General features: G+C 48.7%; 19 protein-coding genes and 1 other annotated feature. Of the genes, 9 read left to right on the top strand and 10 right to left on the bottom strand.

Features of this window, described 5'->3' with window-relative positions; genetic code table 11:
* The first annotated feature begins 9 nt into the window (after positions 1-9).
* Together GUA98_RS26155 and GUA98_RS26150 are read left to right on the top strand one after the other, a co-directional pair.
* Positions 10-1113, top strand: coding sequence for a GerAB/ArcD/ProY family transporter (locus GUA98_RS26155; protein WP_193724884.1), 1104 nt, complete (start codon positions 10-12; stop codon positions 1111-1113).
* A gap of 25 nt (positions 1114-1138) precedes the next feature.
* Positions 1139-2158, top strand: coding sequence for a GerAB/ArcD/ProY family transporter (locus GUA98_RS26150; RefSeq protein WP_193724883.1), 1020 nt, complete (start codon positions 1139-1141; stop codon positions 2156-2158).
* Between the two features lie 147 nt (positions 2159-2305).
* Here the strand turns inward: GUA98_RS26150 and bcp are convergent, their stop codons facing one another.
* From bcp to GUA98_RS26130, 4 genes are read right to left on the bottom strand one after another with little or no spacing between them, the layout of a single operon-like run.
* A complete protein-coding gene (bcp, locus tag GUA98_RS26145; RefSeq protein WP_153976856.1) occupies positions 2306-2770 on the bottom strand; it encodes a thioredoxin-dependent thiol peroxidase in 465 nt (154 codons plus the stop codon).
* Between the two features lie 45 nt (positions 2771-2815).
* Positions 2816-3601 carry an ABC transporter permease gene (locus tag GUA98_RS26140; protein ID WP_153976855.1) on the bottom strand — a complete coding sequence of 262 codons (786 nt, stop codon included), beginning with the start codon at positions 3599-3601 and terminating at the stop codon, positions 2816-2818.
* A 4-nt stretch (positions 3602-3605) separates the two neighbouring features.
* Entirely contained in the window at positions 3606-4400 is a 795-nt protein-coding gene (locus tag GUA98_RS26135) for an ABC transporter permease (RefSeq protein ID WP_193724882.1), read from the bottom strand.
* On the bottom strand, positions 4401-5447 hold the full coding sequence (locus tag GUA98_RS26130) for an ATP-binding cassette domain-containing protein (RefSeq protein WP_095293171.1): 1047 nt from the start codon (positions 5445-5447) through the stop codon (positions 4401-4403).
* Between the two features lie 213 nt (positions 5448-5660).
* On the opposite strand from GUA98_RS26130, the gene GUA98_RS26125 reads away from it, so the two are divergent.
* Positions 5661-6704, top strand: a complete 1044-nt coding sequence (locus GUA98_RS26125) for an LCP family protein (RefSeq protein WP_193724881.1) — start codon at positions 5661-5663, stop codon at positions 6702-6704.
* A gap of 94 nt (positions 6705-6798) precedes the next feature.
* Positions 6799-8118: a glutamate-1-semialdehyde 2,1-aminomutase gene (locus GUA98_RS26120; protein WP_193724880.1), complete on the top strand. Its 1320-nt coding sequence runs from the start codon at positions 6799-6801 to the stop codon at positions 8116-8118.
* Between the two features lie 105 nt (positions 8119-8223).
* Here GUA98_RS26120 and GUA98_RS26115 read toward each other — a convergent pair whose 3' ends face one another.
* The gene (locus GUA98_RS26115; RefSeq protein ID WP_193724879.1) at positions 8224-9591 is read right to left on the bottom strand and encodes a PLP-dependent aminotransferase family protein; all 1368 of its coding nucleotides are present in this window, start codon (positions 9589-9591) and stop codon (positions 8224-8226) included.
* Between the two features lie 172 nt (positions 9592-9763).
* On the opposite strand from GUA98_RS26115, the gene GUA98_RS26110 reads away from it, so the two are divergent.
* The 5 genes from GUA98_RS26110 to GUA98_RS26090 all read left to right on the top strand — a co-directional run bounded on the left by GUA98_RS26110 (position 9764) and on the right by GUA98_RS26090 (position 16044).
* Entirely contained in the window at positions 9764-10699 is a 936-nt protein-coding gene (locus tag GUA98_RS26110) for a DMT family transporter (protein ID WP_193724878.1), read from the top strand.
* A gap of 27 nt (positions 10700-10726) precedes the next feature.
* Positions 10727-11054 (top strand) — a binding site (T-box leader).
* A 156-nt stretch (positions 11055-11210) separates the two neighbouring features.
* The gene (gene trpS, locus GUA98_RS26105) at positions 11211-12206 is read left to right on the top strand and encodes a tryptophan--tRNA ligase (RefSeq protein ID WP_193724877.1); all 996 of its coding nucleotides are present in this window, start codon (positions 11211-11213) and stop codon (positions 12204-12206) included.
* 127 nt (positions 12207-12333) lie between these two features.
* Positions 12334-13440, top strand: a complete 1107-nt coding sequence (locus tag GUA98_RS26100) for a GerAB/ArcD/ProY family transporter (RefSeq protein WP_193724876.1) — start codon at positions 12334-12336, stop codon at positions 13438-13440.
* Positions 13421-14890, top strand: a complete 1470-nt coding sequence (locus GUA98_RS26095) for a spore germination protein (RefSeq protein WP_193724875.1) — start codon at positions 13421-13423, stop codon at positions 14888-14890. The genes GUA98_RS26100 and GUA98_RS26095 overlap by 20 nt, the downstream gene beginning before the upstream one ends.
* Positions 14887-16044 carry a Ger(x)C family spore germination protein gene (locus GUA98_RS26090; RefSeq protein ID WP_193724874.1) on the top strand — a complete coding sequence of 386 codons (1158 nt, stop codon included), beginning with the start codon at positions 14887-14889 and terminating at the stop codon, positions 16042-16044. The genes GUA98_RS26095 and GUA98_RS26090 overlap by 4 nt, the downstream gene beginning before the upstream one ends.
* A 65-nt stretch (positions 16045-16109) precedes the next feature.
* Here the strand turns inward: GUA98_RS26090 and GUA98_RS26085 are convergent, their stop codons facing one another.
* The 5 genes from GUA98_RS26085 to GUA98_RS26065 all read right to left on the bottom strand — a co-directional run bounded on the left by GUA98_RS26085 (position 16110) and on the right by GUA98_RS26065 (position 21019).
* Positions 16110-16526 (bottom strand): sensory rhodopsin transducer, encoded by a 417-nt coding sequence (locus GUA98_RS26085; protein WP_415753061.1) that lies wholly within the window; start codon positions 16524-16526, stop codon positions 16110-16112.
* A gap of 39 nt (positions 16527-16565) precedes the next feature.
* Complete coding sequence (locus GUA98_RS26080) at positions 16566-17729, bottom strand: rhamnogalacturonan acetylesterase (protein ID WP_321573916.1); 1164 nt, start codon at positions 17727-17729, stop codon at positions 16566-16568.
* 122 nt (positions 17730-17851) lie between these two features.
* Entirely contained in the window at positions 17852-18691 is an 840-nt protein-coding gene (locus tag GUA98_RS26075) for a carbohydrate ABC transporter permease (protein ID WP_095293181.1), read from the bottom strand.
* A gap of 2 nt (positions 18692-18693) precedes the next feature.
* Positions 18694-19596 (bottom strand): carbohydrate ABC transporter permease, encoded by a 903-nt coding sequence (locus GUA98_RS26070; RefSeq protein WP_227780131.1) that lies wholly within the window; start codon positions 19594-19596, stop codon positions 18694-18696.
* A gap of 139 nt (positions 19597-19735) precedes the next feature.
* On the bottom strand, positions 19736-21019 hold the full coding sequence (locus GUA98_RS26065) for an ABC transporter substrate-binding protein (protein WP_153976845.1): 1284 nt from the start codon (positions 21017-21019) through the stop codon (positions 19736-19738).
* Between the last annotated feature and the right edge of the window lie 211 nt (positions 21020-21230).

The raw sequence follows: 21230 nt of genomic DNA, 5'->3' as shown, positions 1-21230 counted from the left end.
GTAAAGCGGATGCTGGAGCAAGGACGGCTTGGAACAAGGCAGTTGGGAACCCTGACTTTCATGATGGTTATAGGAGATATGATGCTGATCTATCCCTCTGTCATCACGTCCTATGCTAAGCAAAACGCCTGGATCTGTGCCCTCATTGGAATCCCCCTCGGTATGGTGCTTATGGCCATGTTCCTTAAACTGGGCAATATGAACCCCGGCAAAAACCTGGTTCAGATTGCACGTAAGTATTTGGGATTCTGGCCAGGAACCGTTTTTTCTATCATCTACCTATTTTACTTTCTCGTGGGTACATCCACACATTCCAGAGAAATAGGCGATTTTATGACCAGTCAGATTTTTCAATTCACACCTATTCGGATCATTATCCTGATGTTTGTCATTACTCTGGGCTGGGGGATATACAACGGCCTGGAAGCCATCGGGCGGACAAGTGAACTGCTGCTGCCGATTGTGATCATTTTCATCCTCGTTCTTTCATTTTGCCTTCTGCCCAAGGTAGAAATCAGTCATCTGAAGCCCTTCACAGATACTAATGTTGTGTCTCTTGCACAAGGCATACTCGTAAGTGTCACCTATCCGGTAGGCGAAGCCATCGCGATCCTCATGATTTTACCCTATACCGCGAGACAAGCTCACCGAACCCGGGACGTCATCGCTGCTGTTGGACTGGGCAATTTGATGCTGGCAATGCTGGTCACCATCTCCCTCCTGGTGCTTGGTGCATTTCTGACTCAGCACAATATCTATGCATCCTTTATTTTATCTCAGAAAATCAGTATCGGAGGGTTCTTTGAACGTATCGAGGCCATTATGGCTACCTCCTGGCTGATCTCAACCTATTTCAAAGCAATGATTTATTTTTATGCGTTCATCGTGGGAATTGCGGAGCTCTTCAAGCTCAAACAGTATCGGATTCTCCTTCTGCCAGCATGCATGCTGGTATTTGGAATGGCCAATGTAGTAGCACCTAACCTGACCTTTATCGTCATTACCATCGTTCCGTATTGGGTAGATTGGGATACGACCCTAGGGATTCTGCTTCCGGGGATGCTGCTGCTTATTGTGACATTCAGAAAAAGAAAAGAATCGATATCCAACTGATCATATAGGAAGGAGCACATGTACCATGCTGATTAAAGATCGCCTTACGGTACGGCAATTTACCCTGCTGACCTTCCTAACGATGGTCGGGGACATGATTCTCATCTATCCATCGCTCGTGACTGCATATGGCCGGCAGGATGCATGGATATGCTCCTTGCTAAGCCAACCGATCGGTATATTAATTATATGGATTCTGTTCAAGCTCCATCGTACCCATCCTGAATTGTCCCTGATCGAAATCTGCAAAAAATTGCTTGGTCCATGGATGGGTTCCGTCCTGGCTGCCGGATACCTGTTCTATTTCATCATGGGCACCGCGGTATGTCTCCGTGAAGTGGGGGACTTTATGACAACACAGATCTATCTTCAAACCCCCATCCGAGTCATTCTGACGTTGTTTCTAATCCCCATAGTATGGGGGATTATACATGGGCTAAAGACCATGGGTTTGAGCAGTGAACTTCTCGCTCCCATTGTCGTTGTCTTCATGATTCTTCTGCTGCTGGGGCTGCTGCCACAAGTAGAGCCTGCCAAACTCCAGCCCTTTCTTGAAACGCCGTGGATCAAATTATTACACAGCACGATTAGAGGTGCTTTCTCTTCATTTGGCGAGTTGATCGTATTATCCATGTTCCTTCCTTATGTGAATAGGGCATCTCATCTTAAACGGGATATATTGCTCGCAACGATTGCAGGGGGAATTATGCTTACTATGCTTGAGCTGGTTTCTCTCATGGTATTCGGTCCAATCCTTACGCAGCATGGCTTCTATATCTCCTATTCACTGGCACAGAAAATCAATATCGGTAACTTTTTCGAACGAATCGAAGCACTGATGGCCATCTCCTGGCTGATCTCGACCTATTTTAAGAGCATGCTGTATATGTTCGGTTTTATTCTGGGAATAGCCCAGTTATTGGAGTTAAAAGGGTACAAGCCCCTGATTCTGCCCTCGGCCTTGCTGATGTTTGCTGCATCCGTTCTAATCGGTCCCAATATCGTCTTCTATACCAACACCGTCATGCCCGCATGGCTCGACTGAAATGTAACCGTCAGCCTGTTTATCCCGCTCTTCCTGCTTCTCGTTCATCGACTTCGCTTCCACGGCCTACCAAACGTGTAACCTCATAAAAAGGCAGTGTCCACGGTAATATCCGGAAACACTGCCTTCGTTGATGCTGAATACTTATTACAGGGACTTTACCGTCTCCAAAGCGGATTCAATATGTCCTTTGACTCTGACTTTCGACCATTCCTTGACTAGCTTGCCCTCTTCATCGATGAGGAATGTGGAACGGACAATGCCCATGTATTCCTTGCCATACAACTTCTTAAGCTGCCACACCCCATATTGCTCAGCTACCTGATGTTCTTCATCCGATAACAGGGTGAACGGCAATCCGTATTTGGCAATAAATTTATCATGCCTGCTCATCGGATCCGTACTAATGCCCAATATAACCGTGTTCAACCCCTTAAACTCCTCATGGCGATCCCGAAAATCGCATGCCTGCTGCGTACAGGACGAAGTCATATCCTTGGGATAAAAGTAGATCAGTACCCGCTGGCCGCGGTAATCGGAAAGCTTCACGGTCTCCCCGGTGCTCGATGGAAGTTCAAAATCCGGAGCAAGGCTGCCTTCAGTTAACGTCATCTCTATTCCTCCTTCTCATCTTACCCTCTATTATCGGGCTTCTCTCTACGAACCTGCACCACGGTAGCGTTTCACGCCGTAGTTCCAGAGCGTAAGTCCAATCGCCCCGAAAACCAGTCCCATCACTGGGGTCAGCAATGCCATGCGATGCATCTCTGATCGATCCAGGAACAATGCTGCCGGATAGATCCCGACAAAAGCAAACGGAATGACCCAGGTTAACAATACCTGAATGGCACGATTATAGATCGTTACCGGATAACGTCCATAACCCTGAATGTTGTACATCAATGGAAGAATACCTGTCGGAGCATCCGAATAAAAGGATAGCGACGTCAGTGTAGTATAAATCCCCGCGTAGATTAACACAGAGCTTAGCGCCAAAATGATTAGCGCCGGAATATGCCACCATTCCAGGACAAGTCCCATTTCCGCCCCGCTGAAGATCATGATAATCAGTCCGATAAACGAACCCACAAGTGCAGGCGGATCCACATTTTCGAGTAATATCTGAAACAGGTTATGCGCCGGACGCGTCAGAATGCGATCCATCTCACCCTTAACAATATACCGCTCGCTGAACCCCCAGAGATTGATAAAACAGCTGAAGATGCCATATGGCACCATGAAATAACCATATACAAACAGGACTTCACTTTCGCTCCAGCCCCCAAGATTATCCGTGTGGCGGAAAACAACAAAGATAAAGATCAGATTCGTTGCCTGGAACAGCAGATCCGAAATGATCTCGACCCAGAAATCGGCACGATACGTCAGTCGTGTTTTCATGTAGTTTTTTAAATATTCCCCAATTAGACCTAAGTAGTACATGCTGTTAACCCCCTTGCACGAACAGACGCTTGCGCGCCTGACGCCAGATCAGCATCATTGGTACGAGCAGGATGACAAACCAGAGCACCTGAATTCCGAGTACACTCCAAATGCCAGTGCCTTCCACTCTTCCCGTGAATACGGAACCTGGCAGATATGTGATGGCCTGAAAAGGCAATACCTTCATAATCGCGGACATCCAGTCCGGATAGAGGCTGATCGGAATGATGAGACCGGAGAATAAATCGACCACGACCCGTTTCATGCGCATCATACCTTCGTTGTTTTCCACAAAGAACGCTGCCAGTCCAGTAATGACATTAATCTGGGAGTTAATGAGGAAACTGAAGAACAGCATGACAAGAAATCCGATCCACGCTGAAGGCGCGGTAGGCAGTTCAACCGGGAACAGCAGGATTGCGATGAGCATGCCTGGGATCATTAGCAGCAGGAAACGGAAAACGCCCTCACCGAGACCCTGCATCATTTTGACCATAACGTAATTTATCGGCCTTATAAATTGAATCGCAATGGAGCCATCACGGATATCTGCGGCAATTTCACGGTCCAGGTTGTTAAAATAAAATGCACGCGCCATCCAGGATACCGCCACATACGTGGTCATCTGGGCTGCCGTAAATCCACCCAGTTCTCCACTTCCGCCATAAATGGCTTGCCATGTAAAGTAATACACGCCAATATTCAGCGTATATATCAAAATGCCGGAATAATAATTCACCCGGTAAGCCAGCATCGTCAGAAACCGGATTCGCATAAAATCAAAAAATGCACTATTCATCTAGGATACACCCACCGCTTCTTTCCCTGCTCCCACAATCTCGGGACGCTCGGCAGAACCGGATTGGTAGATACTCCGTACAATCTCATCGGTATTAATCTCAATAATCTGAATATCCGTAATATCAGCCTGTCCCACCACACGGCCAAGGACATCGGACACATTGAGTTCCAGCGGAATCCAGACCGATGCGGACAGCTCGTTCTCTACTGTCCATCGTACGGGCATGGCTGCAGTCCATTCCTGCATCTGTGCTATGGTGTGACCCGTGCCGAACTTGAAGCGAATTTCCCGTTCCTTGCCCCATTGGGATTTCAAGTGATCCAACCCACCATCATAGATGATATTCCCGGCATCAAGCATGATCACTCTGGAGCACAGTGCTTCAATATCCTGCAGATCGTGTGTTGTCAGCAAAATGGTTGTTCCGTGTTCCTTATTCATGTCCTTCAGGAATTCTCGGATCTCCGACTTGACGACAATGTCCAGACCAATGGTTGGCTCATCCAGAAAAACAATATCCGGATTGTGCAGCAAGGCGGCCACCAGTTCACAGCGCATCCGCTGCCCGAGACTGAGCTTGCGAACCGGACGATTCAGCAGATCCTGCAGCTGCAGCCGCTCAACCAGTTCATCCAGCCGTTTGCGGAAATCGGATTCGTCTACACGGTATACCTTACGCAGCAGATGGAATGATTCAATCACGCCAATGTCCCACCACAGCTGGCTCCGCTGACCAAATACGACACCAATATTCTGTACAAATTTCTCCCGTTCCTGGTACGGAACATATCCACCAACCGATATATGCCCTGAAGTAGGCACCAAAATGCCGGTCAACATCTTGATCGTTGTTGATTTACCGGCACCGTTCTCTCCAATATATCCGCAGATTTCACCCTGGGGAATCTGAAACGAAATATCGTTTACCGCCAATACTTCCTGGTATTCGCGTTTAAACAGATCTTGAAATGCGCCCTTCAGTCCACCCCGACTTTTCTGGACGCTAAACGACTTGCGCAAATCTTTGACATCAATCGCCAGCATGATTATACCTCACTTGGATTTTGTTGAAATTGCTTGTAGCCCAAAAAGAAATTATAATGGTATCAGTCAAAATTCAGCAAGCTTTTAAAATAGCTGAAGCTGCGTCCTCTGACAGCTGTTAGGGAAGGGACGTGCACGGAAGGCTTCAGGCTATGTTACTACGGAAACTGAACTCGTTTTTTTATTTCATCTCAAATACAAAGGAGAGCTAGCATGACCAGAAAGACGAAGAGAACCATATGGATTTCTCTTGCCGCCTTTGTTCTGATCGTTGGAGGCGCAGCGGCATTTTATTTCGGTTCTATTCTCAATCAGTTGAATGGCTTGCAGAAGGAAGGCGACGATTCTCCGTTCGCCAGTATTGAAAATGTCGAAAAAGTGAATACACCGGACCCTCCAAAATGGGAAGGCACTGAAACAGTAAATATATTGGTTATGGGTGTTGATGCCCGTGGCCTCAAAGAAGGGGAAATTCCCCGTTCAGACAGCATGATGGTTGTATCGCTCGACCCGCTTACCAAAAAAATCAACCTGTTCTCCATTCTGCGAGACACTTACGTCGATATAGACGGATATGGCAAGGAGCGGATTAACACCGCGATTACCCACGGTCCCAATGCAGCGATGAAAGCGGCTGGCGACCTGCTGGGTATCCCTGTCCAATATTATGTGTATACCGATTTCCAGGGATTCATCAAATTGGTGGATGCCGTTGGCGGTGTGGATTTTGACGTAGAGAAGGACATGCACTATACAAGCAAGGCAGACAATAACGAATACGATATTGATTTGAAAAAAGGTTATCAGCATCTCGATGGTGAAACAGCGCTTATGTATGTGCGTTTCCGTCATGATGCGATGTCCGACTTCGCTCGTTCCGAGCGTCAACGTGAATTCCTGAAAGCCGTAGCGGCGAAAATGCAATCTACGACTACCATTGCCAAGCTTCCTACCATTCTGGAACAGGTAAGCCCTTATGTGGATACAAACCTGACACTCTCGGATATGTGGAAGCTGGGTGGACTTGGATATCAGAGCAGCATGAACGGCAGCGAACAAATTCCGCCGATGAACATGCTGAAGGAAGAGCGGACCGCAGGTGGAGCACAAGTCCTGACGGTAACCAATGAAGAGAAATTGAAGCAGCATATTCAGGATATTATTCATCCGCCCGCTGAACCGGAAGACAGTACAACTGGAGCCGAAGATAAAACAGCAAGCGGTGAAGACCAACAGTCGGAGCAACCGGCTCAGTAATGTAAACACGCAGAGGGCAGCCATTATGCTGCCCTCTCGCTGTGTTGTGTTACGAAAATGTCAACAAAATTCATAGCCGAAAGGAAATAAACCCATGAACTCATCTCGTCCCCAATCCGAAATCTTATATAAAGAGGCACTTGAACATATTGTAGGCGGCGTAAACAGTCCTTCCCGCTCATTCAAAGCTGTTGGCGGAGGCGCACCCGTATTTATGAAAAAGGCGCAGGGCGCACACTTCTGGGATGTTGACGACAACCGCTACATCGATTATCTGGCAGCGTATGGCCCTATTGTCACCGGACACGCTCATCCTCATATTACCCAAGCCATTAGTGAAGCAGCAGCAAACGGTGTGTTGTACGGTACGCCAACCGAGCTTGAAATCAAGCTTGCCAAAATGCTGAAGGAAGCCATTCCTTCCATGGATAAGGTACGTTTTGTCAACTCCGGTACCGAGGCAGTAATGACTACCATCCGCGTGGCCCGCGCCTACACCAAACGTAATAAAATCGTAAAATTCGCCGGCTGTTACCATGGTCACTCCGACCTGGTGCTGGTTGCTGCGGGTTCCGGCCCTTCCACCCTCGGGATACCGGATAGTGCAGGAATTCCAACCAGCATTGCGCATGAAGTGATCACGGTTCCTTATAATGACCTGGATGGCCTGAAAGATGCCCTGGAGCGCTGGGGTGATGATGTTGCAGCGGTTATGGTGGAGCCCATTGTCGGCAATTTCGGCATGGTTATGCCAGAGCCAGGCTTCCTGGAAGGTTTGTGTGCCATGACACGTGCTAACGGATCGCTGGTGATATATGACGAAGTCATTACGGCTTTCCGTTTCCACTATGGTTCTACGCAAACGTATGCCGGTCTTGCCAATCATGCCGAGATTGAACCCGATCTGACTGCACTCGGCAAAATCATCGGTGGCGGATTGCCAATCGGAGCTTATGGCGGACGCAAGCATGTCATGGAACAGGTTGCTCCGCTCGGACCTGCCTACCAGGCTGGAACAATGGCCGGCAATCCTGCCTCCATCTCCGCGGGTATCGCTTGTCTGGAAGTACTGCAGGGCGAAGGTGTGTATGAAGAAATGGAACGACTGGCCATTGATCTGACATCAGGCCTGCAGGCGTCTGCCGATCGTCATGGCATTGATCTGACGATTAACCGGATTCGTGGCGCTTTCTCCACACACTTCTGCAATCACCCCGTAACAAATTATGATCAAGCTCAAGATACAGACGGTGAACGGTTTGCCTCCTTCTTCCGGCATATGCTGAACCGCGGTATCAACCTGGCTCCATCAAAGTACGAAGCCTGGTTCCTGACTACAGCTCACACAGATGAGGACGTGCAGGCAACATTGGAAGCAGCTGAAGCTTCCTTCAAGGCGATGGCTCAAGAGTAGTTCCTAAGATTTCAGTTGAACCAGATAAAGGCGTGCAATCAGGCTGAATATTCAGCTTGGCTGCACGCCTTTTATAGTTTTGGGCCGCAAATATATCACTTCATCTTACCGCTGCAGCTTGACGATCTCTTCGCGAATAATCCGCATGCCCTCCTCAATCCGCTGCTTCGGCACATTGGATATGTTCAGCCTCAGCATTTTATCCTGCTGCGTTCCCTCAGGGTAGTAACGCTCGGTTGTACCTGCTATTACTCCGCGTCCTTCCAGCCTTGATAACAACACGCCAAGCGGCATATTGTCGGCTAGTGGCAGCACGGTATGCTCCCCACCTGTTCGCGGAGCATTGGCAAAGGGACTAAACTCCGGATCGGCAGCCAGCTGCTCATGAACCTTCTGCATCCGGGCTGCATAACGACTGCGAATGACTTTCCCGTGATGTGCAAACATGCCATTGCGAATGTAGACCTCCAGCGCAGCCTGGGACAGCACCGAGGTGTCGATATCCAGCATTTTTTTGTGTCCTCCGAACGAAGGAGCAAGAGCCGCTGGAAGGACAGCTACACCAATGCGCAGGCCGGGAAACAGAATTTTGGAGTAGCTTTTCAAATAGATAACCCTGCCTACAGTATCGTAAGAAAATAGCGGGTCCTGTTTTGTATTTTCCTCCAAATCGGCTAAATAATCGTCCTCCACCAAGTACACGTCATATCGTTCGGCCAGCTTAATTAATCTCTTCTTCTCGGCTAAAGTCATGGATGTCCCCAGCGGATTGTGAAAGCGTGGCATGACGTAAAAGAATTTAATATCGCCTTCACCAAATTGCCGTTCCAGCGACTCCCAATCAAGACCTTCCAGCGTTCGTCTTACTCCCGTAAATGGTACATTCAGCCCTTCCAGCAGGGACGGCATAAGATGATAGCTTGGTAGCTCAATCAGCACCCGTCTCTTGCCATTCGGAAAAGCCATCAGGGCCATTACAGCGAGCGCCTGCTGCACGCCAGATGTAATAAAGAACTGTTCCGCAGGGGCAAACACCTGATAATCGGCGAATTGCCTCTGTAACAAATGGATCAGGGATGGCAATCCTTGCTCCGTACCATACAGAAACAACTCCGCCTGATTGTTCTCCATCGCCTGATCAACACAATGACGAAAATCGGAATACGGAAATACACGGGGATCGGGAGCAGCAGAAGCGAAGTCCAGCGGCTCTTTCCAGTCCACATCCTCTGCCCCCACTCCGTTCTGGACAGCGTAATATCCCGACTGAGGGACGGCATACACCAGATGTCGCTGCTCAAGCCATTGATACGCACGAATCGCCGTGCTTACACTGCATTGATATTGTTCAGCCAGCACACGCACTGCCGGAAGTTTGATTCCCTTGTCCATCCACTGCTGATGCCCCCGCTGTTGCAGCTGCTCCTGTATCCAACGCTGCAGCGACTCTGCGATTATTTCATATTTTTTCATATATTAAATTTTCCTTTCCACATAACTGTACCGGTACAATCTCTACTTTTCATCATTGTACCATGACTGAACTGACCGTATATTGAATAAAGCAAAGATCTTACAGGACGTGATAACAATCAATGTCTTTGCCTAGTCCAATCAACATAATCAGGCTATATGGAGGAACATTATGAATACGACACGTACCCAGGCTTATGCCTATACCGCAGCCGTATTGTATGCGGCTATCATTGGTTTATCATTTCTGTTTGTCAAAATGACCGTCCATGTGGCACACCCGATGGATGTGCTTGCACATCGGTTCGCCCTATCCCTTCTCGTCGTTAGCATTCCGGTTGTCCTGGGATGGATCGAAATCCGGCTCACACTGCGGGATCTATGGCGAATCATACCGCTCGGTCTGCTCTCGCCGGTTTTGTTTTTTGCCTTTCAGGCCTTTGGGCTTGTATCATCCAATTCATCCGAGGCCGGAATCATTCAGGCCATGGCCCCTGTCTTCACCCTTATTCTGGCTTCAGTATTCTTGAAAGAACGGACATCTGTGCTGCAAAAGCTATTCCTGCTTCTTTCTGTTGCCGGAGTGGTCTTCATCTTCCTGATGAAAGGCAGCGGAATGACTTCAGGTAATTTCAAAGGAATTGCCCTGCTGCTGCTCTCCACGGTTTGCTTTGCAGGGTATGGCGTGCTTGCCAGACCGCTCACCCAGAAGTATAAGCCGATGGAATTAACGTGGGTTACCCTGCTCGTCGGTTGTCTTGTCTTTAACGTCTCTGCCGTCATCCGTCATCTATCCAGCGGTACAATAAGCGATTATGTAGAACCTCTCAGGGATGAATCTTATCTAGGGGCGCTGGCCTATCTGGCCATCCTCTCCACCATGATTTCGACTCTGCTGTCCAGCTACGCGTTGACCCATCTGGAAGCTTCGAAGATGAGTGTATTCAGCAACTTCTCCACCTTGATTTCCATCGCGGGTGGCGCCTGGATTTTGCATGAACCCGTCAGCAGTTACCATGTTATCGGAGCGATCCTGATTATTGCAGGTGTACTCGGAACCAATATGAGTGGCAGAAAACACAGGCTGGTCAGTGAAGTCAAAGCATGATACAATGTGACAAATTGTAAACGGACGTTATCAACGATGATGAAGAGAAGTACATACGACATCGTGCTCCAGAGAGCCGGCGGATGGTGGAAGCCGGTGCACGGGTCGTATGGAAATGGGCTTCGGAGTTCCGAGCTGAACACGGCCTGTATCCTGTAATCGGGGTGCAGAACGGTAAGTAGGCAAGGCGGCATGCTCAGCCGTTATCCACGGACAGGATATCGATCGATAGATATGCTGGTTCCGGTCTGGTTTTTCAATCAGCCTGACCATCAATCTTGATCCGTATCTCCAAGCGGGCCGCAACCAGCGGCCAATTAAGGTGGCACCGCGAAGCACAAGCTTCGTCCTTCTATTCTGTTCCCTCACGGGAATCAGGATGAAGGACGAGGCTTTTTTTGATACCTGCATACTGTAACAGGCTGAAAGGAGGTGATGGTCGTGGAAGTCGGCTGGTGGCGTCAGCAGATTAGAATACTCGAACAAATACAAAATCAAAGGAGAATGAACCATGAATATGAACAAGGATGTTATTTTAACTGGAGACCGGACCACGGGGCAGCTTCACCTCGGCCATTACGTGGGCAGCCTGCGCAGCCGGGTGCAATTACAAAATGAATACAAGACCTATATTTTACTGGCAGATGTGCAGGCCTTAACCACCCACTATGATCAGCCAGGGTTGATTGCAGACAGTGTCCATCAAGTGACTCTCGATTATCTCGCTGTAGGTATTGATCCCAACCAAGCCACACTGTTCATCCAATCCATGATTCCGGAGATTGCGGAATTAACGGTGATCTTCTCCATGTTTGTCACCGTGAACACGCTTCGGCACAACCCCACCATCAAAACGGAAGCGCGTGATCGCGGATATACGGATCTGTACTACGGTTTCCTGGGCTATCCGGTCAGTCAGGCCGCTGATATTGCATTCTGCAAAGCGACACTCGTTCCGGCAGGTGAAGACCAGATTCCACATGTCGAGACTGCACGCAAACTGGTCCGAAGATTTAATGAGCTCTACGCTCCGGTTCTGCCTGAACCACGCATTTTGACTGGTGAGCGGCTTGGCGGGCTCGATGGGATCGGCAAAATGAGCAAGAGTATGGGCAACGCTATCTCCTTAAATGCGAGTCCGGATGATGTGCATGCCAAACTGACCAAGGCCAAGACCGATCCTGCACGTGTCCATCGTACCGACCCAGGCCATCCCGATATCTGCCCGGTATTTGCATACCATCAGTTATTTCGGAAGGAGTACGCTGAAGAAATTCATGCCAGCTGCAGCCAGGGTTCCATTGGATGCAGAGATTGCAAGCATTTGGCCGGCACTGCGATTAACGATTTGCTTGCACCTTTTCGTGAACGGCGAACACACTATGAGCAGCGGGAAAATGAGGTGAAAGAAATTCTTATCGAGGGCACCCGCCAGGCCCGCCAAGTCGCACGGGAAACGATGCTTGAAGTGCGAGAAGCGATGGGAATTCGTTATTTTGATCTGTAAGGTTAAGGAACAACCCAGAACTACAGCATGGGATACATCAACTTAACCATTCACTCGCCTGTATGAAGCACCCCAATCACGTTAACACTGCTGAGGATAGTCTATCGCGAAAAGGGGACCCCTCCGCATGAAACCTAGACAACCTTCTTTTTTGCAAGCCATGATGTTAATCATGTTATCCGTCGGTCTGATTAGCCACGTCCTGATCATTCCTGCCTTGTTAAGTGCAGCTAAAAGAGACTCCTGGATTTCGGTCCTGATATCGGCAGGCCCCTATCTTGTATTTGCGCTCATGCTTGCCTATGTCTCCCGTTTTCTTCAGCATCAAACCTTACACGAATGGCTGACTTCCCATCTGGGCAAGCCTCTGGGCTTCTTCCTCCGGATCGGAAACAGCCTCTTTTTCCTGTCAGTCATCTACTTCACCCTGCACGATACCACCACATGGGCCAAAACCAATTACCTGACGGAGACACCGGTATTGGCAACAAGTATTGCGCTTATGTCGCTCTGTGCCTATGCTGCCTACAAAGGCATTCGTTCGCTCGCATTTACAGCAGGGCTTGTTCTGCCTCTCGTTGTGGTGCTTGGTATCTATGTTTCCATCGTAAATACCCAATACAAAGACTACAGCCGGATGCTCCCTGTACTTGAACAGGGCTGGCAACCCGTTTTTCATGGCATGATGTACAGCCTTTCAGGCATGTTTGAGCTGCTCTTTATCTGGTTCATCCAGCCCCACTTGGCTAAACGAATCCGTGTATGGCAGTACTTGATGCTCGCATTTATTATCCTTGGACTGACACTTGGCCCGCTCATTGGCGCCATCGTAGAATTTAATCCTTTTGAAGCGGCCAAAATGCGCTATCCCGCTTTTGAGGAATGGCGAATTGCCTCCTTGGGCAAATACATTGCACAGACCGATTTCTTCTCGATCTATCAGTGGCTGGCCGGTTCATTTACCCGAATAAGCCTTGCCATGTATATTGTGGTAGAAATTTGGAATATTAAGAGCGCCTCCAGAAGGTTAATCAGCATGGTAACGATCGCTGTTTTGTTTATTCTTTCCATGCTGTACCGACTGGACGATATGACATTCGAAAAGCTGCTGGTCGATTACGTCTTTCCAATCAATCTCATCTATTTAAGCGGATTAGCCGTTATTGCCACCATTGTTGGATTCGTCAGCTCACGCCATCAGAGGAGGAAACATCATGGAGCACCCAGCGATTGACATCACGTCCCATGAAACACTGCTTGCCTCTTTGAAAAAACAATTCGATCCCTGTGCGGATGTCGTTATTCAGACTTTTCCTGCCAAAGATGAAACCGATAAGTCGGTCATTATGCTATATTGTGACGGTTTGGTCGATGGCAAACAGATTAACCAATTCATTATTCCCCGGCTGGAAGAGCATTCTTTGCTTGTTGAAGAAGCCCATCCCAAAGAATTGGGGTTAACATTGAATCCAGTCAAAGATCTTACAGATGCAGAAAATATTAACCTTCTGATTTTCAGTGGACAATTACTGCTCATTTTCGGAGACGGTGAACAATCCTGCAGTCTGGATATTGCAAGTATACCAGGGAGAAATCCTGAGGAATCAGCGATTGAGTCATCGGTCAAAGGGCCCCGGGATGGCTTCACTGAGGAATTAAGCGTAAATATTGCACTCATTCGCAAACGAATGAAAACCTCTTCCATGTGTTACGAAAAATATGTCAAGGGCGGCCGAACCCAAACCTCTATTGCCCTCTTGTATGTGGGAGACATTATTAATCCCGAAATTCTGAAAGAAGCTCGTAAAAACCTGGACGTGATTGAAATCGATGGCCTTCTTGGAACTTCGATTATGGAACGGTCCATCATGGGAGGCATTCGCAGCATTTTCCCACTCACCGATAATACAGAGCGACCCGATTATGTCGTAGACTCACTCTTAAATGGTCGTTTTGCTGTTTTGATTGAGGGTTCACCTGTAGCCATCATTGCCCCAACCACCCTGTTCAATCAGTTGAAATCACCGGAAGACGAAAGTACACCATTTTTTATTGTGACGTTTGAACGGATTTTGCGCATTTCCGGCCTGCTTATTGCCTGCTTTTTTCCAGCCTTCTATATCGGTTTAACCAGCTTTAATGTAGAGCAGATCCCTTTACCGCTTCTGGCAACCATTGCTGGAACACGTATGGGCTTGCCCTTGCCAGTGACACTGGAAGCATTTCTCATGATCTTCATGTTCGAGCTATTCAACGAAGCAGGCCGTAGACTGCCGCGTGCACTGGGCCAGACTGTCAGCGTGGTAGGTGGGCTTATCATTGGAGACGCAGCTATTCGTGCCGGAATTACTTCACCCACCATCATTGTATCCGTCGCCATCTCGGTCATTTCCAGCTACATATTGGTGAATACGGTATTAAGTGGAGCTACAGCCCAGGTTCGTATCGGAATGCTGGTCATGTCGTCCCTCCTTGGATTGTTCGGTTTCATGATTGGACTATTTGCTCTACTGGTACATCTCGTTTCCTTGGAGTGTTATGGCGTATCCTATCTGTCCCCCGTATCTCCCTATATTCCCGGTGACTTCACCCAATCCGTATCCATGAAACCTTCTCTAAAGAGGACTAAACGTCCGGCCGCACTCCATACCCAGGATTCCACCCGCCGGAGGAAACGTCCGTGAATAGATGGCTATCCCTGGGTAGCTTGCTTCTGAGCTGCATGGTCCTTGTGACGGGTTGCTGGGATTCCAAAGAGGTTCAGAGCATTAACTTTATCACGGGAATCGGGATAGATTACGAGGATAATAAATATATCGCTTATGCCCAGCTGATTGATTTCTCCAGTATTGCCAAGCAGGAGGGGCCAACTTCACGGCAAGCAAGTGATATCTGGATTGGGCGAGGAGAAGGCACAACGCTTAGCATGGCTATTAACGATCTCTATAAGACTTCCCAGCAACAAACCTTGTGGACGCATGTAAAAGCAATCGTCTTATCCAAAAACGCCTTGAACGATCGACTCGAGGATATTTTTGATACACTGCTGCATTCCGGTCAATTGAGGTATACACCTTGGATTTACGGTACAGAACAAAGCATACCCGATGTCCTCGCTCCCTCTGCCTTGTTAAACCAATCGACCCAGACCATTGAGCTATTCGAACCGATCAAGCTGTATAAGCAGTACTCTTCCTTTGAGCCGATCCGTCTCCATCAGCTTCTTGATGGTTTCCGTGAGCCTGCTTCGGTTATTCTATTACCATCGATCACCAACAGGAACCAAACGTGGTTTAATGGGGAGGAGAATCCCCCACTAATTAAAACGGATGGATTTTTTGTCATATCGAACGGTGCCAATCAAGGCAAAGTGGCAGGTGAGGAAGCTAATGGTACCCGATTCGTGAATTATGATCGTGTCCACCAGTATCCATTGTACGTTTACAATAATGAAAGCAAGACTCCGGGTCTGACTCTTAGACTGCATGACCCCCACACCAAAATTTCAGCAAGAAAGGAAGGAAGCGGGGTCACCTTCGACCTCGTTACTTCGGCGAAAGGCATCATCGTTGAAGAACATGGCCCTCACCAGTCTCCCCAAACGATGGAGGAAGCAGCCGGGAAACAGATTGAGTCCGAAATCCGTGATACGTTCGAAAAAACCAAATCACGCCAGATCGATTCCTACGGTCTGGTGGAACATCTGTATCGTCATGATCTCGCTCTATGGAAAGAGCAGGTTCAGAACCGGGCAGATCCTATCAAACGCTTCAAACTTGGAAAAGTGAAAGTGCATGTGAAAATCCTCAATGCCAGCACATACAAATACACGGAGTAATATGTGGAATCACGACGAGCCACCTGCAGCAGTTGCAAGGTGGCTCGTCGTCTTGACATGAAAATTTAAGTCAGCGGAAAAGCCATGACACTCATCAGTGCCAGTTCGGGCTGTGTGGTATCCAAACGACTGTATTGAATGATAACAGGTACATTACTGGAAACGGTGATGGCATACGGCACGCCAGAGGGAATAGACTGCTCTCCGGCATGAAGTGATGCCGTACGGATATGTTTGGTTCTTCTTCCCGGTACGCTCGCTTCTATGTTCTCGATCGGTTCTCTGTCTTCAAAGAAGATGGTTATATCGAGTACCGCCTCCTCCTGACCGGTATTGAGAACACAGATGCTCTCATGACTCTCCAGCGAGCCACGACTATCTGGCGGTATGTACCCGTCTGGAATAACCCAATAGGTGTGACCTGTCGCCAGGGCTGCCTTACTATTTGCCAAACGGCCTGCTTCAGTATGCTCTCTTGCCACTAGGAATCCTCCTCTATGCACGATATTTATCCGCCCTATCTATCGTAAATACATTTGCAGCGGCTGCAGTCTAAGCTCGCGGATCGCTTCCGCTACTTGTGCCGCCAGTCGCCGTCCGCCGCGTTCCTGAAAGTGCGTATTGTCCTCCACCCCTGCCGGGAAGTTCAAATATTCACCCGGAAGCACCCACATGAAATCGTCCTTGGTGCCTTCAATCCCCGCCTGCTCGAACAGAATACGGCTGCGTTCAGCAAGATCAATTAGCGGAACCTCTTCCTCTTGTGCCAGCTCCCGCACGGCAATAATATAATCACCATGCGTGTCGTTCAGCGTGCCATCATCCGCAAAAAAGCGCCGATGCACAGGCGTCACCAATACCGGGCGGGCCCCGGCTCCGCGGGCTGCATCAATATACTTTTTCAAATACTCCTTATAGGTTGTGAACGGTTCTGTTCCCCGCTCCGGGTCCGGCTTCTCATCATTATGTCCGAATTGAATGAACAAGAAATCTTCAGGCTTAATACGCTTCATGATCGCATCCAAACGGCCTTCATTAATGAAGCTGCGCGAGCTCCGTCCCGATTGTGCATGATTATCAACAGCAACATCATGCTTGAATTGAGCCGGCAGCAGCTGTCCCCAGCCACAGTATGGGTACCCGCTCTCCGGCTGATCCGTTACCGTGGAATCTCCCGCCAAAAATACGGTCATCGTTTGATTCGCAAGCGTAATCTCCAAGGCGTTGATCCGCGGGGCCGGACCGGAGAAGGACAGACGAAGCCTTCCGTCTCTGACCACAACCGAAAATCGGACCTCGGCACATTGTCCAGGCAAAGTACGGATCGTTGGCAGCATTAATCTGCCTTCGCCAGCCTTCACTCTGGTGACCGTCTCAGCGAGCTCATCTCCGGCAATGAGCAGTACCTGATAAGTGCCGTCCGGCACATCAACGATAAACGATGCCTTGAGTGGAATACAGAAGCTTGAACGCAAGCGGGCAGACACATTGGCCTGCCCCGAGTATTCCTGATTTTGCTGTACACTATCCCGATCTTCTGTCTCACCAAACCGCTGTTTCTCATAAACACGGGAATCCGGCTCAAATCCGTAACCGATCGTATCCCTATAGGTACTATGGGCTGACACTTTCCGGTAACCTTCAATGTCCGCGCCTGGACCGAAGTCAAATTTCCAATGCGTAATCTTCTCTTCATTGCGGACCGCTGCCTCGGTGGCAACGGCTTGACTACCCAGAGCTTTATCCAATAGGAACAACCTCCCTGTTTAAGCTTTTGGATGAAGTGATAATCCACAGTGAATACAGTTTATCCTTTCAGTCCGCTGGTGCTCATGCCCTGTACAATCTGTTTCTGGAAAATGAAGAATACGGCTACAACTGGAATCAGACTGACGATGGACATGGCGAACATCGCACCCCAGTTGGAGGCAGACTCGCTATCCAGGAACATTTTGAGCGCCATGGATACTGTATATTTATCCGGTGAGTTCAGATACAATACCGGCCCCAGAAGATCTTCCCATCTCCAGTAGAAGGAGAAGATTGCGGCAGTCGCCAGCGAGGACTTAATCAGCGGCATGATAATCTGAATGTACAATCTGAATTTGTTACATCCATCAATGGTTGCTGCTTCATCCAGCTCTTTTGGAATCGTACGAATGAACTGTACCATCAGGAAAATGAAGAACGGCATTCCGAAAAATGTAGGTACCACAATCGGTAAAATCGTATTCAACCAGCCCAGCTTCGTAAAGATAATGTATTGCGGAACCAGCACCACGTCATGCGGCAGCATCAGCGTCAACATCATCAGGGAGAACCAGAAGCTGCGGCCTCTGAAGTTAAGTCTGGCAAAACCGAAGGCGATAAGCGACGAGGATAACACGGCACCGATGGTGGAAATGACTACGATCACGAGTGAATTGGTGATGTAGTCCATAAACGGTCTTCCGCCCGCACCTTTCCAGCCATCCACATAGTTGCTCCAGATCCACTCCGCCGGGAAGAGAGACTCCGCGGTAACGAAGATCGTACGGCTCTCCTTGAATGAACTGAATAACATCCATAGTACCGGATACAGCATCAGGAGGGCTAAAGCCGCAACGAACAGGTGATAAATCGGCCACTTTACATTTTTCCAAACCATCGTTACTTCCCTCCTTCAGATTCGTAGAACACCCAGAACTTGGATGTCAGGAACACAGCTACGGTTAGCAAACCGATCATGATGAGCATGATCCAAGCCATTGCCGAAGCGTAACCCATATTGTTAAACATAAAGGCCTGACGGAACAAGTACAGTGAGTACAGCATCGTACCATCCATTGGGCCACCTTCTCCTTTGGAGATGATGTATGCAGGTACGAAGGTCATGAATGCACCGATCGTTTGCATAATCAGATTGAACAGGATGATCGGGCTAAGCAGTGGCAAGGTGATGCTAAAGAACTTGCGTATCGGGTTTGCCCCATCCACCCCTGCTGCCTCATACATCTCGGGGGAGATATTTTTAAGACCTGCCAGAAAGATCAACATGGAGGAACCGAACTGCCAGACGGACAGCGAGATCAGCATCACCAGGGACGCATCCGGATCACCGAACCAACTGATCGGCCCGATTCCGATTGCGGTTAGTGCACTGTTGATCACCCCTTCATTACTGAAAAGGTTACGCCACATGATCGACACCGCCACACTACCACCAATAATGGATGGGAGATAATACAACGTACGGTACGTTCCGACCATACGGGAACCGGTATTCAGGATCATGGCGACGAAGAGTGCGAAGACCAGCCTCAGAGGAACCCCAATGAATACATACAGGAAGGTTACCTTAACCGAGTTCCAATACTTCGGGTCTTCAAAAAACATTTTGGTGTAGTTGTCCATTCCAATCCACCGGGGAGAAGTGAACAGGTTATAACTCGTGAACGACATGTATAAGGACACAAACATCGGGATCAGCGTAAAGCCCAGAAATCCGATAATAAACGGACTAATAAATGCGTACCCGGTCAGGTTTCTGCGCAACGACGAATACTGCCTCAACGGAATGAACCTCCTTTATTGATCTGCCTGCTTCCGACAAACGGGGGATTCACAAATGGACGGGGAAAGGCCCCCGCGGTTAGCGAGCAGCCCCAGTCCCCGTCATCCCGGGTGGGATGAGCAAGCAATCATTCAACTGTTATTTATTGTTGGCCAGAACCGCTTCAGCGTTTTTACGGAATGTCTCCGCTGCCTGTTCCGGTGTAATTCTGCCGAAATTCAGTTCCTCAACAGCATCGGCCAGAGATGCAATGACTTCAGGAGAACCCACTGGTGGTGGTGGACTCATTGGTGAAGCTTTTGGTTCCATGGCTGCTACAAAGTCAAATACCTGCTTCGTTGGCTCACTCAGTTCAGGTGCAATGGCATCCTTGATTTTGCCGGAGATCGGCACACCGCGCTCGCCCTTGATCAGTTTGTTGGCTTCCACATCATTCACCCAGAAATCGATGAATTTGGCGGCTTCTTCCTTCACTTTCGAGTTCGAAGTGACTGCCCAGTACATACTCGGCTGCATGTAGAGGCCCTTTTCCATGTCAGGTCCAGGCATTGGAGCAAACTCCAGTGGACGGTCAGCAACTTGCTGTACGGCTACAAACTGGTTGGACCACTGCCAGATTCCGATTCCTTTGCCTTTGACCAGATCGGATTCCTCGATAATCCCCTTCGTCTGGTTAGCAATATCCGGCGAAGGTGCCGCTCCTTGTTCGATCATGCGACGCATCAAACCGAAGAACTCCACAAACAATTTATCATCGTCATATCCAAGTCCTGTACCTTCAGCATTGTAAAGTGACAAACCTTTGGTCCGCAGGAAATAGTGGAAGAAAATATCCGGAGCTACCCCACCATCCAAGTACAGTCCTTTTTCTGCAGTTTGTTTACCCAGTGCTTCGTACGACTCCCAGGTCAGATTTTCCGGGAATGTATCCACTCCTGCCTTTTTGAGCAGTGCCGGGTCATAATGGAAGCCCAGTACGTTAACCCCGGCAGGGACACCATACTGCTTGCCGTTGATTACGCCAGTACTGATGACGTTCTCGGAAACATCATCCACCTTGATCTGATTGCCAAGGTAAGGAGCCAGATCTTCCAGTTGACCATTTTGTGCATATTGGCTGATGTAGGAAATATCCATCTGAACAATGTCTGGCAGCTGATTCGCTGCAGCTTGTGGAGCGAGCTTTTTCCAGTAGTCATCAAACGAGGCATACTCGACGTCAATTTTGACGTTCGGATTTTTCTCTTTGTACAAGTCAATGACCTTCTGCGTGTACTCATGACGTGTATCCGAGCCCCACCACGCGATACGCAGCGTCACCGAGCCATCCGCGGATGTTCCTCCCGATTCTCCATCTGAGCTGCACGCCGCCGTAAATACCAGCAGCATTGCCATCATTAGGAATATTGCCTTTTTCACCATGCCAATCTCCCCTTTTTGTGTGGATATGGTTTTGTGAACGGGTTATCCTCGCCTTTCTGATAACGCTTTCACAAACTTGATATTGTCATTTTCGCAAATGTACGACCAGAGTTGAATACACAAATCCGTCTTGTTGGTTCAAAAAACAGAGGAGGACAACATTCACCCTTCGCGGTGTTGTTTGTCCTCCTCATACAATGTCCAAGGAGCG

The organism is Paenibacillus sp. P13VS (assembly GCF_015143645.1).
GTDB lineage: Bacteria > Bacillota > Bacilli > Paenibacillales > Paenibacillaceae > Paenibacillus > Paenibacillus xylanilyticus_A.
The sequence above is the reverse complement of the archived record's forward strand: the minus strand, read 5'-3'. Positions and strand labels throughout refer to the sequence as shown.

Coding starts and splice junctions, on each gene's coding strand:
- GUA98_RS26155 (WP_193724884.1), top strand. CDS start 10: ATGCTGGAGCAAGGACGGCTTGGAACAAGGCAGTTGGGAACCCTGACT.
- GUA98_RS26150 (WP_193724883.1), top strand. CDS start 1,139: ATGCTGATTAAAGATCGCCTTACGGTACGGCAATTTACCCTGCTGACC.
- bcp (WP_153976856.1), bottom strand. CDS start 2,770: ATGACGTTAACTGAAGGCAGCCTTGCTCCGGATTTTGAACTTCCATCG.
- GUA98_RS26140 (WP_153976855.1), bottom strand. CDS start 3,601: ATGTACTACTTAGGTCTAATTGGGGAATATTTAAAAAACTACATGAAA.
- GUA98_RS26135 (WP_193724882.1), bottom strand. CDS start 4,400: ATGAATAGTGCATTTTTTGATTTTATGCGAATCCGGTTTCTGACGATG.
- GUA98_RS26130 (WP_095293171.1), bottom strand. CDS start 5,447: ATGCTGGCGATTGATGTCAAAGATTTGCGCAAGTCGTTTAGCGTCCAG.
- GUA98_RS26125 (WP_193724881.1), top strand. CDS start 5,661: ATGACCAGAAAGACGAAGAGAACCATATGGATTTCTCTTGCCGCCTTT.
- GUA98_RS26120 (WP_193724880.1), top strand. CDS start 6,799: ATGAACTCATCTCGTCCCCAATCCGAAATCTTATATAAAGAGGCACTT.
- GUA98_RS26115 (WP_193724879.1), bottom strand. CDS start 9,591: ATGAAAAAATATGAAATAATCGCAGAGTCGCTGCAGCGTTGGATACAG.
- GUA98_RS26110 (WP_193724878.1), top strand. CDS start 9,764: ATGAATACGACACGTACCCAGGCTTATGCCTATACCGCAGCCGTATTG.
- trpS (WP_193724877.1), top strand. CDS start 11,211: ATGAATATGAACAAGGATGTTATTTTAACTGGAGACCGGACCACGGGG.
- GUA98_RS26100 (WP_193724876.1), top strand. CDS start 12,334: ATGAAACCTAGACAACCTTCTTTTTTGCAAGCCATGATGTTAATCATG.
- GUA98_RS26095 (WP_193724875.1), top strand. CDS start 13,421: ATGGAGCACCCAGCGATTGACATCACGTCCCATGAAACACTGCTTGCC.
- GUA98_RS26075 (WP_095293181.1), bottom strand. CDS start 18,691: ATGGTTTGGAAAAATGTAAAGTGGCCGATTTATCACCTGTTCGTTGCG.
- GUA98_RS26065 (WP_153976845.1), bottom strand. CDS start 21,019: ATGGTGAAAAAGGCAATATTCCTAATGATGGCAATGCTGCTGGTATTT.